Here is a 15,725-nt window from a genome sequence, read left to right as displayed (position 1 = left end):
CCGTCACTCCGCGGCCGGGGGCGCGTCACCGTAGACGACGAGCCAGATCGCGCGCCCCAGCGATTCGGCCAATGCCTCGTCGTCGATGCCGGTGTCGACGGCGAAGGCCACCGAGATCGTGCGTTCCACCATCGAGGTGAGCACCAGCGCGGTGGCCTGGGGATCGAGCCGCGGCCCGACCCGGCCCGCCGCGCGTTCGGCCTCGAGCCGGGCACGCACCAGTTCGAGGAACGTCGCCACCCGCGAACGCCAGTAGGCGCCGACTTCCCGGTCGTAGGAGGCGACTTCGCTGAGTGCGAGCAGCAGGTAGCGATGGTCACGGAAACCACCGATCATCGCGCGCATGGCCGCGACGACACCGGCCTGCCGATCGGTGTGCTCGGCGCCCCACCAGGATTCGGCCGCCGCGAACAGGTCGGTGGTGGCCAGCTCCGCCATCCGGATCAGCAGCCTGCTCTTGTCCGGGAAGTAGCGGTAGAACGTGGAACGGGCCGAGCCGGAGGCCGCGGCGATCTTCTGCACGGCGATCTCGGTGAACGGTGTGCCGTCGGCGAGCAGGTCTTCGACGGCCGCCAGCACCCGGCGCTCGAACTCGGCGCGCCGATCCTCGGGGGGTTTGCGCGCCGATCGCGGGACGCGAGTCAGCGACGGCATCGGCGACCCGGCACCGGCGGCGCGGCCGATGCGATGACGTAGACCATGCGACCCATTGTGCCCGCAGGCCGGGCGGCGAAGCGTCGGCGGGCACGCGACCTCCCGATCTTGGTGCGCGAGTGGGCTGTTGACACCGCCGCGCCCGCACCCCATCATCAATCGGACACACTGTCCGAGACTGTTTGACCGAGGCGGTTCCCATGGTCGATTCCCCTGGCACCGCGCTCGAATGGGCCGACGTCGTCGTGGTCGGCGCGCGCTGCGCCGGCTCGGCGACCGCGACGACGCTGGCGGCGGCCGGACGCGAGGTCGTCGTCCTCGACGCGGCCGCACTGCCCTCGGACACGCTGTCGACCCACCTGCTCTGGCCCGCCGGGCTGGCCGAGCTGAGCCGGCTCGGTGCTCTTGCGGCCGTCGAAGCACTCGGCGCGCCCCGGCTGACGGAGGCCTACGCGCACGGCGCGGGATACGGGGTCAGCGCCGCCTTCCCCGCGGTCGACGGCATCGACTACACGATGTGCGTGCGCCGCACCGGACTCGACGACGCACTGGTGCGCACAGCGGTCGCCACGGGCGCGCAGGTGCGGCCACGCTGCCGGGTCACCTCGGTGGTGTGGGACGGAACTCGGTGTGCCGGTGTGTGTTACGTCGACAGCGCGGGAAGGCTCCGGGAGATCCGGGCGAACCTGGTGGTCGGCGCGGACGGGCGGCGCAGCACCGTCGCGCGGGCGGTGGGCGTCGAAGAGCCGTTCCTGACCGTGCCCAGCGGGCGCGACTGTTACTTCGCGTACTGGCGTGATTCACCGGACGCCCCACGCCACGTCGCGGCGCAGTGGCGCGCGGGCGCCGATCTCGGCACGGCCTTCCCCTGCGACGACGGGCTGGTACTCAGCCTGGTCCAGCCACCGGTGGAGCCCGGGGGCGGTCGCGGTCCCGGCGCGGCGGAGCGCCGCTACACCGCCGCGCTGGACCGGATTCCCGCGCTGACCGAGCGGCTGCGCGGCTGCGAGCGGGTGGGCCGGGTCCGGTCCGCCACCGGGATCGCCTCCTACTTCCGCCGCTCCACCGGTCCCGGCTGGGCCCTGCCCGGCGACTCCGGGCACTTCAAGGATCCCGTCACCGCCCAGGGCATCCGCGACGCGCTGCACTACGGCCGCACCCTCGGCGAGACCGTCGCGGACGTCCTGGACGACCCCGAGGCCCTCGACACGGCGCTGGCGGAGTGGGAGCGCCGCCGCGTCGTCGAATGCCGCGAGATCTTCCACTGGACCAATCGGCTGGCGCGCGGTGAAGCCATGCGCCCCTTGGAGATCGAGCTTTATCGCGCGGCCGTGGACGATCCGGACCTCGCGCGCATCACCACGGGCATCTTCGCCCGTACCCGCAGGCCCGCCGAGCTGTACACCCCGGCCAGGGCGCTGCGCCTGGCGGTCGGCGCGCTGCGCCATCAGCGCGACGACCTCCCCGCCGTCCTCGCCGACCTGGCGCGCGAACTCCGCGACGCGGCCGGCGACTGGCGCACCACGCGAACGACCCTGCGTGGCACGAGCTCTCACGTCGCGGCACCGAGGCCGCGCGCCCCGCTCACCACCGCAGGTCCAGGAGAACACCATGCCTGATCAGCCGACACCGTTGTCCGCCCCGATCACCCGGCGCACCGCGCTACGCGCCGGACTCGTTACCGGCGCCGCGCTCGCCGTCGCTCCTCCTGGCGCCGCCGCGGCACCGCGCTCGCCCGCCCTGCGCACCGGCGGCAAGACCGTGGCCGTCTTCGGTGGCGGTATGGCGGGTCTGAGCGCCGCCCACGAGCTGGTCGAGCGGGGATACGACGTCACCGTCTACGAGCCGGCGTTCCTCGGCGGCAAGGCCCGCAGCATGGGGGTGCCCGGCACGGCCTCACCCGGGCGCGCGGAACTGCCGGGCGAGCACGGATTCCGGTTCTTCCCCGGTTGCTATCAGCACGTGCCCGACACGATGAGCCGGATCCCGTTCCCCGGCAACCCGAACGGCGTGCTCGACAACCTGGTCCGGGTCGAGGGCACGGTCGCCGGGTTCGAGGGGCTCCCGCCGATCTTCGCGCCCGTCGAGCTCGGCGGGCTCGGCCAGCTGACGCCGGAACTGTTGCAGAACAGCATCATCGGCGCCCTCGGGTTCGTGCCCGGCCTGCCCCCGCACGAGCTCGCGTTCTTCGCCAAGCAGATGCTGGTGTGGTTCACCTCGAGCCCCGAGCGGCGCTTCGGCCAGTGGGAATACGTCACCTGGGAGCAGATCATGCGGGCCGAGGGCAAGTCGGCCGCGTACCGGAAGTACCTGGTGAACGCGCTCACCAGGATCACCGTCGCCGCGAAACCGCAGACCAGCTCGGCCCGCACCATCGGCACGATCGGCGAGGCACTGGTGCTGGCCGCCTCCGGCACGATCCCGCAGTTCTCCGGCGGCGTCGACCGGATCCTGAACCGGCCGACCAACGCCGCCTGGATCGATCCGTGGGTGGAGTACCTGCGCTCGCTCGGTGTGCGTTTCGTGCTCGGGCAGGGCGCGACCGCGCTGCGGCTGTCGGATGGCCGGATCGCCTCGGCGACGGTGTCCGGCGGGGGCGGGACGACCACGGTGACCGCCGACCACTACGTGTGCGCCATGCCGGTGGAGCGCGCGGTGCGGCTGCTCGACGGTCCCCTCCTGGACGCCGATCCGCGCCTGGCGGGGATGCGCGAGCTGGTCACCGACTGGATGGTCGGCATCCAGTACTACCTGCGCCGCCCCACCGAGATCCCGGAGGGGCACATCGCCGCGCTCGGGTCGCCATGGGCACTCACGGCCCTGCGGCAGGCACCGATGTGGGTCGGCGATTTTCCCGCCACCTACGGTGACGGCTCAGTGCTCGAGTGCCTCTCGGTCGACATCTCCGATTGGGACACACCGGGAATCCGCTTCGGCCGCACCGCCAAGGAGTGCAGCGCGGCGGAGATCGCCATCGAGACCTGGGCGCAGCTCGAAGCCTGGCTCAACACCGGCACCGGGTGGTTGCGCGCCGAAGACATCCACTCGTGGCACCTGGACCCCGGGATCACCTGGTCCGGCGACGGCATCCACAACGCGACGCCGCTGCTGGTGAACACGGTCGGCTCCTACGACCACCGGCCCGACGCGCACTGCGCGATCCCGAACCTGTTCTTCGGCGGCGACCACGTCCGCAGCCACATCGACCTGGCCACGATGGAGGGCGCCAACGAATCCGGCCGCGCCGCCGCCAACGCCATCCTCGACGCCGCCGACGACCCGTCCCCGCGCGCCCAGATCTTCCCCCTGGTCTCGCTCCCCGCCTTCGCGGCCGCCAAGGCCGTCGACGCCGACCGCTTCCGCGCCGGCCTCCCCCATCTCCTCGACGGCTGAGCGCCGCTCGCCTCAGACCAGCTGGAGTGGACTGATGAAGGTGCCGGGGTGGGTGGCGGCGTCCTGCCTGGCGACGCTGCCCGCCTGGGGCCACGGCACCTCCAGCGAGGTGTCGGTGTCGGGCGGGGTGACGACGATCGTGGTGGGCGCCCAGCCGTCGGGTCCGTCCGGCAGATAGGTGAGTTCGCTGCTCACCGCCGCGCCGGGGGCCACGGTGATGGGGGCGGTGCCGGTCTCCTGGCGGGGCACCGAGAAGGTCGGCCCGAAGGTCGGGTGATCGGGGCCGGTCAGGTCGATGCCCGGATAGCCCTGGACCACGCAGCTGCGCTGGGAGGTGTTGGTGAGCACCACGCGCAGCTTGTTCTGTCCGGTGGGGGCCGCGTCCTGCCGGGTGGTCACACTCAGCATGTCGGCCGAACACATGGGCAGCTGCGCGGAACCGGTGCCGGGGACGACGAACGTCGCCGGAACAGCCACTGCCACAATCGCTATCGCGCGCCTCATCATCACCCTCGAGATTCCTCTTCCCGCCTACACGTCAGGGCCGACGGCCCACGCTCCCCTGAATGCCCATTCCCGGGCCGTTTACTCGAGCGGCGATTCCGGGGGCGTGGCGCCGTGCGCGTCCCGTGACGTCAGCGGAGCAGGTCGGCCGCCCGCTCCCCGATGACCACCGCGGGCGCGTGGGTGTGGCCGCGGATGATGGTCGGCATCACCGAGGCGTCGGCGACGCGCAGGCCGTCGAGGCCACGGACCTTCAGTTCCGGGGTGACGACGCTGTCGGGGTCGGTACCCATCCGGCAGGTGCTGGTCGGGTGGTAGAGGGTGTGGGAGTGCCAGGTGAGGGCGTCGGCGAGGGTGTCCTCGACGGTCTCCTTGGCGCGCTTCGGTTGCAGGAAACGGCCGATCCGGGAGCCGAGCGGTTCGGCGGTCACGATGCGGTGGGCGATGCGCAGTCCCGCGAGCATGGCGGCGCGGTCGGCGCCGTCGGGATCCGACAGATACCGGGGGTCGACGACCGCCTTGGCCAGCGGATCGCCGGAGGCGAGCGTCACAGTGCCGCGGCTACGGGGCTGGAGCAGGATCGGGCCGAGGGCGATGCCGTGCCCGGGCGCCACGCCGATCCCCTCGTCGTAGAACGGGGCGGGCCCGAAGATGATCTCCAGATCCGGCAGTTCGAGTTCGGGCCTGCTGCGCACGAAGCCGTACGCCTCACCGACGTTGGAGGTGAGCATGCCGCGGCGCCGGGCCAGATAGTCGAGCAGCTCCAGCGGCTTCTCCGCGGCGAACAGCGTGTCGGAGTCGACCGCGAAGCCGAGCAGCGAGATCAGGTGATCGGTGAGGTTGCGGCCGACCTCGGGCAGGTGGCGCACGACCGGGATGCCGTGGCGGCGTGACTGTTCCTGATCGCCGACGCCCGAGAGCTGCAACAGCTGCGGGGTGTTGATCGCACCACCGCACAGCACCACTTCCCGGTGCGCGCGCACCGTGTGCGTGCTGCCGCCCCTGCGGTATTCGACACCGACGGCGCGCGTGCCCTCGAACAGGATCCGGGTCGCCTGCGCGCCGGTGAGCACGGTCAGGTTCGAGCGTTTGCGCGCGGGCTTCAGGTAGGCGTCGGCGGTGCTCCAGCGCGCGCCGCGTCGCTGACACACCATGGTCTGCGTGAAGCCCTCCGGCTGGGGCAGATTCGCGCGTTCGCGCTTGAAGCCGGCGTGTTCGGCGGCGGCCAGGAAGTCCTCGGTCCATGCCCTGGCGCTGCGCTGGTGCGAGATCCGCAGCGGTCCGGAGCGGCCCTCGTCGGGTTCGGCGGCGTCCTCGACGGATTCGATGCGCCGGAAGTACTCGACCACGTTCGCGAACGACCAGTCCGGCCCCGCGAGCCGGGCCCATTCGTCGTAGTCGGCGGCATAGCCGCGCACCCACATCATGGCGTTCATCGACGACGATCCGCCCAGCATCTTGCCGCGCGGCCAGAAGACGCGGCGATCACCGAGCTCGGATTGCGGGGTGGTCAGGTAGTTCCAGTCGAGGTCGGTCTGGAACAGCTTGGAGAAGGCCGCCGGAATGTGGACGGCCTGGTTCTTGTCCTCGGGTCCGGCTTCGAGCGCGATGACGCTGGTGCCCGACCGCTCGCTCAGGCGCGCGGCGAGCACCGCGCCCGCCGAGCCGGTACCGACGACGACGTAATCGGCAGTGCTGGTGTTCATCTGGTTCTCCCGGGAAGGTTGGGGCTCAGCCGCGCAGAGCCGAGGCGAAGATCGCGGGCAGGCGCAGCCAGCCGGGGTCGGCGGCGAATCCCGCGAGCAGCCTGCCGGTGCTCGCGGCGGTCTTGTTGCCGACGAACCACGGCGGCTTCGGCGAGAGGGCGAACTCGCCGCGCAGCAGCGACCGCGGGGCGGGCCGGAACGGGCCACGCACGACGGTGCGCTCCACCCCGTCGATCAGCCAGGCGTTGTGCACCACCCCGATTCCGCTCCCCACGTCGTCGATGGTGTGGCCGGGGAACGCGCCCCAGGCCGCGGTCGGGGTCAGGTAGCCGACACCGGTCCAGGCGTTGATCGCCACCGTGCCGTAACGCAGGTCCTCGATCAGCACGTCGAAAGCCGCACCGAGCTCGTCGATGGTCCGCGGCGCGGCGATCACGTTCACGCCGAGCGTGCCCGCGAAGGCGTCGTTGGCGGTGCGGGCCGCCGACCGCGCGAATTCCGCTCCCGTACCCGGGATCTCGACGATGCCGAACACCGGCGCGAAGTACTCCTCGGTCAGGAGCGGCTCGTCCGAGGAGCACGCGATCCCCGTGACGAGCAGACGTTCGCCGTTCGGGCCGAGCCGCTCGGCATCGGGGTAGATCCGCCGCGCCCCCGCGACACGCTCGTCGCTGCCGGGGTAGTAGGCCGGGCGGGCAGGCGCCTGCGCCAACGCCGCGCGCACCGCGGCGAGGAACTGATCCTTCTGCGGCCAGTCCGCGGAGACGATCAGCGCCTGGGCGGCGACGCAGTTGTATCCGCCGTTGTGCAGGCGCTGGGTCGCGACGTGCTCGGCCTGGAAGGCGATGTCGGCGTCACTCCAGTCGCCGGGGAGCACGATCGTCGGTGACACGCCGCCGAGTTCACTGGTGACGGGCTTGGTCAGCTTCGGCGTACCGGCGCGCTTGCGTTCCGCCGCCTCGGCGCCCGTGCCCCAGACGATCGCGTCGTGGGTGCGCGCGCTGCCGGTCATGTGCACGTGGTCGACGCGGTCGTCGCCGACCAGGGCGGCACCGACCTCGGCGCCGCCGGTCAGCAGCCGCACCGCGCCGAGCTCGATCAGCGGGGCCAGGATCTCGGCGAACACCGGCAGCAGCGGATCGGTGATCGGGTTGAGCTTCAGCGCGACGACCCGATTGTGCGCGATCAGCTCGTAGAGCACGTCCAGCGGCGCGATGGAGGTGATGTTGCCCGCGCCGAGCACGGCGCCGATCCCGTTGGTGCGGGCCGGATCCCGCTGGGCGAGACCGGCTTCGGCCTTGGCGGCCGCACTGCTGACCCCGCGGCGCAGCCACACCTGCGCGCTGAAACCGTTGAGCAGCAGCGCGTCGAACGCGTTCGCCGGCAGCACGTCGACGGTCACCCGGTCGCCCGCGACGCCGAAACTCGCCTTGTCGAGCGGGCTCTCGCCACGCGCGAGGGTTTCCAGGGTGTCGGCCAGCACACCGAGCGCGGCGGCCATGACATAGGGCCCCGAGATCCATTCCTCCCCCACCAACGGTGAGGAGGCAGGCAGACCTTTGATGCGGGTGGCGGCCTCGACCCAGTCCTGAGCGTGCCGCCCGGTGAGTTCACGGACCCGGTCGAGCAGCCAGCGGCGCTCGCGCAGCGAGGTCGCCGCCCACTTCCGCTCGCCGTCGACGAGATCGGACAACGCGGCGTCCACGGCGTCCAGGGTGGGGTCTGCCTTCTCGGTGATCACTGCGATCCTCCACAACTGTCGGTCGGTCCACGCGGGGTGGACGAGGTGATCGATTCTGGACACGGCGAGGGGCTGTGCACCATGTGCCCGCGTTGCGGATCGCCCCGCATCGCGTTTGTGCGCGTGCACAAAGACGCGGTGACGTGGGCCATGAACAAGGCTGCGCACACCACTGCATATATCCCGCCTAGCTGCGCCGTAGTCCACCGCCGCCGAAAGGCCGCATGTGCGTGTGCACAGCCCTAGAGTGGCGTCGGTCACGACCCCACGGCTAGGGTGGACACGTGACCGCACCACCGCCGACCGTCTCCGCGCCGTCCCTCGGACTGGCCACGACCCTGCTCGACTCGGTGGCGGCGATGGCCGACGAACTGGTCACCCGCATCGTCGACACCGACCGCTCCTACGCCGACGCCGGCCTGCTGACGGCCGAGGAACTGCGCCAGGCGTGCCTGGCCAATCTCACCGCGATCATCAGCGCGCTCGCGGGCACCCAGCCGACGCGCCTGCAGGACGCGCGCGCGGTCGGCAGGCTCAAGGCCGAACGCGGGGTCCCGATCGCGGCGCTGCTGCACGCCTACCGCCTCGGTGGCCGGTTGACCTGGGAGGAACTCACCGCCAGGTCCACCGGACCCGGCGATCCACGACTGCACGATCTGGCCACCCGGCTGTGGGAGCTGATCGACACGTTCTCCGACGCGGCGGTCGAGTCCTATCGCGAGACCGAGGTGATGCTCGCCCATGTCGACGCCCAGGCCCAGAGCCGTTTGATCCGTACGCTTTTCGACGACCACTCCAACAATCCCGCCCGTACCCTGTCGGCCCTGCGCACCCTCGGCCTCTCCGAGTACGGCACCTTCGCGGTGGTGTCGATCGAGGCCGCCGATCCGGGCGCCGCCCTGCCCGCCGGCCTGGTCGGCACGGTGAAAGAGCTCGGGGCGAGATCGGTGTGGGATTCCCAGATCGATTCACACACCGGGTTGCTGACCGCGGCGAACCCGGCCGCGATCGAGCGCGCCGCCGCCGCGCTGGTCGAGCTCGTCGACGGCCGGATCGGCCTCAGCACCGCCTTCACCAGCCCGACCGCCATTCCCGGCGCGCTGACCGAGGCACGGCTGGCCGCCCGCAGCGCCCGGCCGGGTGCGCGCACCGTCGTCCGGTTCGGCAGCGAGCCCCTCGCGCATCTGCTCGTCACGGTGCCCGAGGCCAGCAGGCGAGCCACCGCCCAGATCCTCGGGCCGGTGCTGCGCCTGCCCGCGCCCGAGCGCGATGATCTGATCACCGCGCTCGACGCCTGGTACCGCCACCGCGGCTCGACCGCGGCGGCCGCCGACGCGTTGCACTGCCACCGCAACACCCTGCGGTATCGCCTGCGCAAGATTCGGGACCTCACCGGTCGCGACACCGCCGACCCGGTGCACTCGGCCGAACTCCACCTCGCGCTCCGAGCAGTCACCCTGCTGGGGCCCTAGACGCGGAGTCCACCGTCATCCGTGTGCACATGAGTCCGGGAGGCCGGGGTCGGGCCGTGCGGCCGCATCGAAGACGCGTCGATTGTTGTCAGCTGAGCGCGTCGATCGCGGCAGCCAAGCCGTCGACGCGCTCCACCCCGTCGGGCAGCAGCACCACGTCCCACCCGGGGCCACCCACCAGCACCCGCGCCCCGACCTCCAGGCAGGCCAGCACCGCGGAGGTCAGTGCCGTCGATTCGCGCTGGGACCACAGCAGCACCGGCGGCGCGCTCGCCTGCCGCGCCAGGGCACCGGCCAGGGCCTCGGTCGGCACGTCGGCGCCCAGCATGCGCGCGCCGATCCCGGCCTCGGCCAGGCCGGCGCGCAGCACATCCAGCGGCAGCGAGTGGGTCTCGCCGCTCGTGCACGCCAGCAGCGCCGGGGCGGTGCTCGGCACCGACACCACCCGCTGCATGACCGCCGCGATCGACCACGACAGCAGGTGTTCGACATCGATGCACCGCTCGCCCGCGCCCTGGCGCGCGACGATGTCGCCGAAGGCGGGGCGGCACAGGGAGTCCCACGTCCGCACGACGCCGTAGGCTCGCACGTGCGCCTCGAGCTGTGCGCACGCGGCCGCCGTGTCCAGCGCGAACGCCGCGTCCAGCAGGGCAGCGCGATCACCCAGCGCGGGTGCCGGGCCGCGGGCCGCCGCCGCGGCGCTCGCCGGGCTCGCGCCGCCGCCGATCAGTTCGAGCATGTGCTCGAGCACGGCGATGTCGGCATCGGAGTACAGGCGGTGTCTGCCGGGCCGGTCCTGGGCGGGCCCGATGCCGTAGCGGCGATTCCAGCTGCGCAGCGTGGCGGTCGGAATGCCGAGCCGCTCAGCGACCGAGCGCACCGTGTAACCGGCCACGGCGGAGGCGGGGGCGGAACCGGCGGGCATCGTGTCATTCTGCCCCGGCCGCGCCCACGCCGCCGACGCGGCCGGGAAGGCGCGCGTCGGAAGCGCCCGGCCGGCCCGCGGATCCGGCGGGTCGACGCTCTTCCGCGCACGCGTAGTCATGAATCAATTGTGCATCGTTTGGTGGTACCGTGGCCATACCATCGATTTCGAGGAGTTTCCGTGCGCACTCGTCGTCTCCCGAGAACCACCGCCCTGTTCGCCGCCCTGGCCGCGGGTCTGCTCGGCGCCGGCACCGCGAACGCCGCGCCACCGGCGCCGGTCCCAGCGCTCGACCTGGACCGCTATCTCGGTGAGTGGCGCCAGCTCGCCGCGATACCGCAGGTGTTCAACCTCGATTGCGCCCGCGACACCACCGCCACCTACACCCTGGACGCACAGGGCGACATCGGCGTGTACAACCGCTGCCGCACCTGGGCAGGCGGCACGTCCGAGATTCGCGGCACGGCGACGGTGAACGACCCGGTCACCAACGCACAGCTGCACGTGAGCTTCCCCGGCGTGCCCGGCCAGGACGAACGCGCGGGGGCGACCAACTACATCGTGACCGCGCTCGGCCCGGACTACGAGTGGGCCCTGGTCACCTCGCCGAGCAGGCTTTCGGGCTTCGTACTCGCGCGCACGCCGTCGCTGGACGAGGCCACCTGGCAGCGGATCGACGAGGCGATCCGGACGGCGGGCCAGGACCCGTGCGTGTACCTCGTCTCACCGACGACCGGCGGTCGTACCGATCTGCGGCCGCTCTGCGCGCGATGAGCGTCGCCGTCGCGCTGTTCACCCGTGACCTCCGGGTCACCGACAACCCGGCGCTCACGGCGGCGGCTCGCGCCGCCGATCAGGTCGTGCCGCTGTTCGTCGTCGACGAGGCCCTGGTGCCCGATCGATGCCCGCCGAATCGCGCGCATTTCCTCGCGGCGGCACTGGCCGAGCTCGACGCCGCGCTGCGTGACCGGGGTGGCGCGCTCATCGTTCGCCGCGGCCACGTGGTCGACGAGGTCGCGCGCGTGGTCGACGAGACCGGCGCCACGAGCGTGCACCTGGCCGACGACGTCAGCCGCTACAGCGCACAGCGAGAACACGCGCTGCGCGCACGACTAGGCCGCGCCGTGCACTGCCACGCCGGTTCCGTCACCGCCACCTCCACCGAACTCGCGCCGTCGACGGGGCGCGATCACTTCGCGGTGTTCACCCCGTATTTCCGGCGGTGGATCGACGTGCACCGGCGCAGCCCGCTGCCGACGCCGCGCGCGCTCTCCGTGCCGCCGGTCCACGGTGAGGCCTTGCCCACCGGGAGCGATCTCAGTTCCGGCGAGCCCTCACCCCGGCTGACGGTCGGCGGGGAGACGACCGGCCGTGCGCTCCTTCATGATTGGCTCGCCGGGCCGATCGACCACTACGCCCGCGACAACGACGATCTCGGCGCCGACGCGACGTCCCGGCTGTCGGCGCACCTGCATTTCGGCTGCCTGTCCCCCACCGAGGTGGTCGGCCGGGTCGACACCTCGTCGGAGGGTGGGCTCGCCTTCGCCCGCCAGCTCGCCTGGCGGGACTTCCACCACCAGGTCCTCGCCGCTCGCCCCGATGCCGCCTGGTCGGACTATCGTCGGCGCACTCCGCTCGGCCCGGCTGACGACCGCGCCGTCGACGACTGGCGCGACGGTCGCACCGGGTATCCGATCGTCGACGCCGCGATGCGGCAACTGCGGGCCGAGGGCTGGCTGCCCGGGCGGGCGCGGTTGATCGCGGCGAGCTTCCTCACCAAGTCACTTCGCCAGGACTGGCGGCTCGGCGCGCGACATTTCCTGTACTGGCTCGTCGACGGGGATCTGGCCAACAATCAGCTCAATTGGCAGTGGGCGGCGGGGACCGGGACCGATACCCGGCCCAACCGGGTGCTGAACCCCGTGCGCCAAGCCGATCGCTACGACCCCGAGGGGACCTACGTGCGGCGCTGGCTGCCCGAGCTCGCCCACCTGCCGGGCGCCCGCATCCACCGCCCCTGGCGCGAGAACATCGATCCGGCGACGTATCCCGAGCCGATCATCGACTGCGTCGGTCGCTGACGGACCGTCGTGGCGAGTCCGGCCCCGTGGTCGGCGCGGTCCCCTCGGCGGCACCGGTGATGTTGCGGGCCATGCCGCCGAAGATGATGGCGTGGAACGGGCTGAGCGCCTTCCAGTAGAGGTGACCGGCCAGCCCACGCGGTTCGAACAGGGCCCGCTGGCGGTAGTGCGAACCGCCGCCGGCCGCCGGGGTGACCGACAGTTCGAGCCAGCCACGTCCAGGCACCCGCATCTCGGCGCGCAGACGTAGCTCGCGTCCGCGGTCGAGGTGTTCGACCCGCCACCAGTCCAGCGCCTCGCCCACGTGCAGGCGGTGCGGGTCGCGGCGGCCGCGCCGGAGCCCGACACCGCCGGACAGCCGGTCGATCCACCCGCGCAACGACCAGGCCAGCGGGAAGGAGTACCACCCGTGCTCGCCGCCGACGGCTTCGAGCACATTCCAGAGCGTGCCCGGATCGGCGGTCGTATCCCGTTCGCGCACATCGCTGTACAGCGATCCGCCGGACCAGTCCGGGTCGGTCGGCAGCGGGTCCGACGGCGCGTCGGGCAGGCCCGCGTCCGACCATCGGGTGGGCACATCCCGATCGCGGACGCGGCGCAGCGCCAGGCTCACCGCGCGGGCGTACGGCGTGAGCCCGTCCGCCGGATCGGGAATGTGGTCGGCGATCCGGTGGTCCGCGCAGACGACGTCGTTGACGAGCGACTCCATCAGTGGCACGGCGATGGCACGTGGCACCGGCGTCACCAGGTTGACCCACTGCGCCGACAGCCAGGGCGTGAGCACCGGAACCGGCACGATCACCCGGCGCGGCAGCTCGGCCGCCACGGCGTAGCCGCGCATCATGCCCTCGTAGGTGAGCACGTCGGGCCCGCCGATGTCGAACGCGTCGTTCACGGCGCCGGGCAGCTCGGCCGCGCGCACCAGGTAGTGCAGCACGTCGCGGACCGCGATGGGCTGCACCCGGCTGCGCACCCAGCGCGGCGTCACCATGACGGGCAGCCGCTCGGTGAGATAGCGCAGGATCTCGAAACTGGCCGATCCGGACCCGATGATCACCGCCGCGCGCAACACCACCGCCGGGGTCGGGCCGCTGAGCAGGATCTCACCCACCTCGGCACGGGAGGAGAGGTGCCTGGACAGCTCCTGGCCCGCGGGCGTGATCCCACCGAGGTACACCGCCCTGGTCAGTCCCGCGTGCGCGGATTCCGCGGCGACCAGACTCGCCGCCTCGCGATCCACGTCCTCGAAGTCCGCACGCCCCAGCGAGTGCACGAGGTAGTAGAGGACGTCCTGTCCGGCCAGCGCGGCGCGCACGTCCTCCGCGCGGGTGACGTCGCCGCGCAGGACCTCGACGTTCTCGCGCCACGTCGCGTCGACGAGTTTGCCCGGATCGCGCGCCAGCACCCGCACCGAGTGCCCGGCCGCGAGCAGTTCCGGAACGAGTCGGCCACCGATATAGCCGGTGGCGCCGAAGACCACGCAACGCATGGGAATCACTCCTGTCCGAGGTGTTCGTAGGCGGCGGCCGCCGAGCACAGCAGCCCCCACACCGTGGTCACCAGCAAGGTCTTGCCCCGCTCGGGCCTGCCCCGCAGCGCGTGCGCGAACACGGCCGTGTCGACGGCGTCGGATCCGATCCGGACGGCGGCGGCCACCGCGCGCGCACGTGGTCCGGTCGCCGTCGCCAGCGCCAGCCCCGAGCAGACGTCACGCAACGCGACCGAGCGCGCCAACGCGCGCAGGCCCGCTTCGCCGCCGGTGCCGAGTCCACTGGGCCGCAGCAGGATTTCGGGCCGGACCGCGACGGCGACACCGTAGGCGGCGGTCGCCACGCCGAGGATTCGTGATGGCACCGTGGACGTCATCGCGACGCCTCCTTCCCTGTCGTCCGCGGCGTGCGCCGCAGGATCACTTGCAGGCTGTCCAGGTAGCCCGATCGGAATCCGGCCTCCGAGTACGCGAGGTAGAGCCGCCACATCCGCCGGAAGACCTCGTCGAAACCGAGTGCGGCGATGCGTTCCTCGGCGTCGGTGCAGCGCTCCCGCCACAGGCGCAGGGTGTGCGCGTAATGCTGCCCCAGGCTGTGGCGGTCCACCGGTTCCAGGGCGGTGTGTCGGGCCAGCAGCTCGGTCAGCAGTTCCGCCGAGGGCAGGAAGCCGCCGGGGAAGATGTACTTCTGCACCCAGGTGTGGGTGGTCCGGCTGACGCGCATCCGGTCGTGCGGCATGGTGATGACCTGCAGGGCGACGCGACCGCCCGGCGCCAGTGCCCGTTCCAGCACGGTCAGGTACTCGGCCAGGAAGTCGTAGCCGACGGCTTCGATCATCTCCACCGAGATCACGGCGTCGTAGCGGCCCTCGACCTCGCGGTAGTCGCACAGGTCGATGGTCACGCGGTCGGCGAGCCCGGCCGCGGCGACCCGCCGGCGGGCCAGCTCCAGCTGCTGCCGCGAGAGCGTGACGGAGTGGACGGTGGCCCCACGGCTCGCGGCCCGGATGGCGAGTTCGCCCCAGCCGGTCCCGATCTCGAGCACGGACGTGCCGGGTCCCACCCCGGCCGCGTCGAGCAGGCGGTCGATCTTGGCGCGCTGGGCGCCGGCGAGGTCGTCCCACTCCGGTGCGGGGTCGAGCCGATCGAACAGCGCCGCCGAGTACGTCATCGTCTCGTCGAGGAACGCGGCGAAGAAGTCGTTGGACAGGTCGTAATGGTGTGCGGCGTTGCCGCGGGCGCCGTCCGGTGTGGCCCTGGTGAGGGCGGGTTGCCTCGGCAGGAACAGCGTCCGCAGTGCCTGCAGCGGCGCGGGGACCAGCTCGCCGAGGCGCCCGGCGAGCACGGTGAGGACCGCCGCGGGATCGGGGGCCGACCAGTCGCCCGTCATGTACGCCTCGCCGAATCCGATGAGGCCCGTGGCGCCGAGGCGGGTGGCGAAGGCGTCCGGGTCGTGCAGAACCATCAGCGGCGCCGTGGGGTCGTCGGCCCCACCGCCGAACACGGTGCCGTCGGGCAGCTCGACCCGCAGCGGAAGCCGCCACACGGCACGGCGGAACAATGCCGCCGCGACCAGGCGACCGGCGTCGGCGCGGGGGGCCCCGGGGCCCGCGGGGCCCCCCCCCCCCCCCACGGCGCGGGGGGCGGGGGGGGCTCCCGGGGGCGGGGGCGCCGGGCCACCACGGTGAGGACCGCCGCGGGATCGGGGGCCGACCAGTCGCCCGTCATGTACGCCTCGCCGAATCCGATGAGGCCCGTGG

The 15,725-nt window shown here is 72.3% G+C and carries 13 protein-coding genes; 5 read left to right on the top strand and 8 right to left on the bottom strand.

The genetic code is table 11. From position 1 onward, the window contains the following. Positions 1–3: 3 nt before the first annotated feature. Positions 4–654, bottom strand: coding sequence for a TetR/AcrR family transcriptional regulator (locus QH270_RS09950; protein ID WP_280340343.1), 651 nt, complete (start codon positions 652–654; stop codon positions 4–6). A gap of 200 nt (positions 655–854) precedes the next feature. Between QH270_RS09950 and QH270_RS09945 the strand changes: the two genes are divergently transcribed. Together QH270_RS09945 and QH270_RS09940 are read left to right on the top strand one after the other, a co-directional pair. After that, complete coding sequence (locus tag QH270_RS09945; RefSeq protein WP_280340341.1) at positions 855–2,273, top strand: NAD(P)/FAD-dependent oxidoreductase; 1,419 nt, start codon at positions 855–857, stop codon at positions 2,271–2,273. Then, entirely contained in the window at positions 2,266–4,047 is a 1,782-nt protein-coding gene (locus tag QH270_RS09940) for a hydroxysqualene dehydroxylase (protein WP_280340339.1), read from the top strand. Before QH270_RS09945 ends, QH270_RS09940 begins: the two co-directional genes overlap by 8 nt. A 12-nt stretch (positions 4,048–4,059) precedes the next feature. Here QH270_RS09940 and QH270_RS09935 read toward each other — a convergent pair whose 3' ends face one another. The 3 genes from QH270_RS09935 to QH270_RS09925 all read right to left on the bottom strand — a co-directional run bounded on the left by QH270_RS09935 (position 4,060) and on the right by QH270_RS09925 (position 7,998). Then, a complete protein-coding gene (locus QH270_RS09935) occupies positions 4,060–4,524 on the bottom strand; it encodes a DUF4232 domain-containing protein (protein ID WP_280340336.1) in 465 nt (154 codons plus the stop codon). Between the two features lie 158 nt (positions 4,525–4,682). After that, entirely contained in the window at positions 4,683–6,257 is a 1,575-nt protein-coding gene (locus QH270_RS09930) for a GMC family oxidoreductase (RefSeq protein WP_280340334.1), read from the bottom strand. 25 nt (positions 6,258–6,282) lie between these two features. Then, entirely contained in the window at positions 6,283–7,998 is a 1,716-nt protein-coding gene (locus tag QH270_RS09925) for an aldehyde dehydrogenase family protein (protein WP_280340333.1), read from the bottom strand. Between the two features lie 284 nt (positions 7,999–8,282). Between QH270_RS09925 and QH270_RS09920 the strand changes: the two genes are divergently transcribed. Beyond that, the gene (locus tag QH270_RS09920; RefSeq protein WP_280340331.1) at positions 8,283–9,470 is read left to right on the top strand and encodes a PucR family transcriptional regulator; all 1,188 of its coding nucleotides are present in this window, start codon (positions 8,283–8,285) and stop codon (positions 9,468–9,470) included. Between the two features lie 88 nt (positions 9,471–9,558). On the opposite strand, the gene QH270_RS09915 is transcribed toward QH270_RS09920, so the two are convergent. After that, positions 9,559–10,395, bottom strand: coding sequence for a MerR family transcriptional regulator (locus tag QH270_RS09915; protein ID WP_280340330.1), 837 nt, complete (start codon positions 10,393–10,395; stop codon positions 9,559–9,561). A 180-nt stretch (positions 10,396–10,575) separates the two neighbouring features. Between QH270_RS09915 and QH270_RS09910 the strand changes: the two genes are divergently transcribed. Together QH270_RS09910 and QH270_RS09905 are read left to right on the top strand one after the other, a co-directional pair. After that, positions 10,576–11,169: a lipocalin family protein gene (locus QH270_RS09910; RefSeq protein WP_280340329.1), complete on the top strand. Its 594-nt coding sequence runs from the start codon at positions 10,576–10,578 to the stop codon at positions 11,167–11,169. Continuing rightward, the gene (locus tag QH270_RS09905; RefSeq protein ID WP_280340327.1) at positions 11,166–12,476 is read left to right on the top strand and encodes a cryptochrome/photolyase family protein; all 1,311 of its coding nucleotides are present in this window, start codon (positions 11,166–11,168) and stop codon (positions 12,474–12,476) included. Before QH270_RS09910 ends, QH270_RS09905 begins: the two co-directional genes overlap by 4 nt. On the opposite strand, the gene QH270_RS09900 is transcribed toward QH270_RS09905, so the two are convergent. From QH270_RS09900 to QH270_RS09890, 3 genes are read right to left on the bottom strand one after another with little or no spacing between them, the layout of a single operon-like run. Further along, positions 12,454–13,965, bottom strand: a complete 1,512-nt coding sequence (locus QH270_RS09900) for an SDR family oxidoreductase (protein ID WP_280340325.1) — start codon at positions 13,963–13,965, stop codon at positions 12,454–12,456. The two genes, QH270_RS09905 and QH270_RS09900, sit on opposite strands and share 23 nt — an antisense overlap. Positions 13,966–13,970: 5 nt before the next feature. Next, positions 13,971–14,342 carry a hypothetical protein gene (locus QH270_RS09895; RefSeq protein ID WP_280340323.1) on the bottom strand — a complete coding sequence of 124 codons (372 nt, stop codon included), beginning with the start codon at positions 14,340–14,342 and terminating at the stop codon, positions 13,971–13,973. Further along, positions 14,339–15,598, bottom strand: a complete 1,260-nt coding sequence (locus QH270_RS09890; protein WP_280340320.1) for a class I SAM-dependent methyltransferase — start codon at positions 15,596–15,598, stop codon at positions 14,339–14,341. Before QH270_RS09890 ends, QH270_RS09895 begins: the two co-directional genes overlap by 4 nt. Positions 15,599–15,725 lie beyond the last annotated feature (127 nt).

Source organism: Nocardia neocaledoniensis (assembly GCF_029868625.1).
In the GTDB taxonomy this organism is placed as follows: domain Bacteria; phylum Actinomycetota; class Actinomycetes; order Mycobacteriales; family Mycobacteriaceae; genus Nocardia; species Nocardia neocaledoniensis_A.
This window is presented reverse-complemented; position numbering and strand designations above follow the sequence as displayed.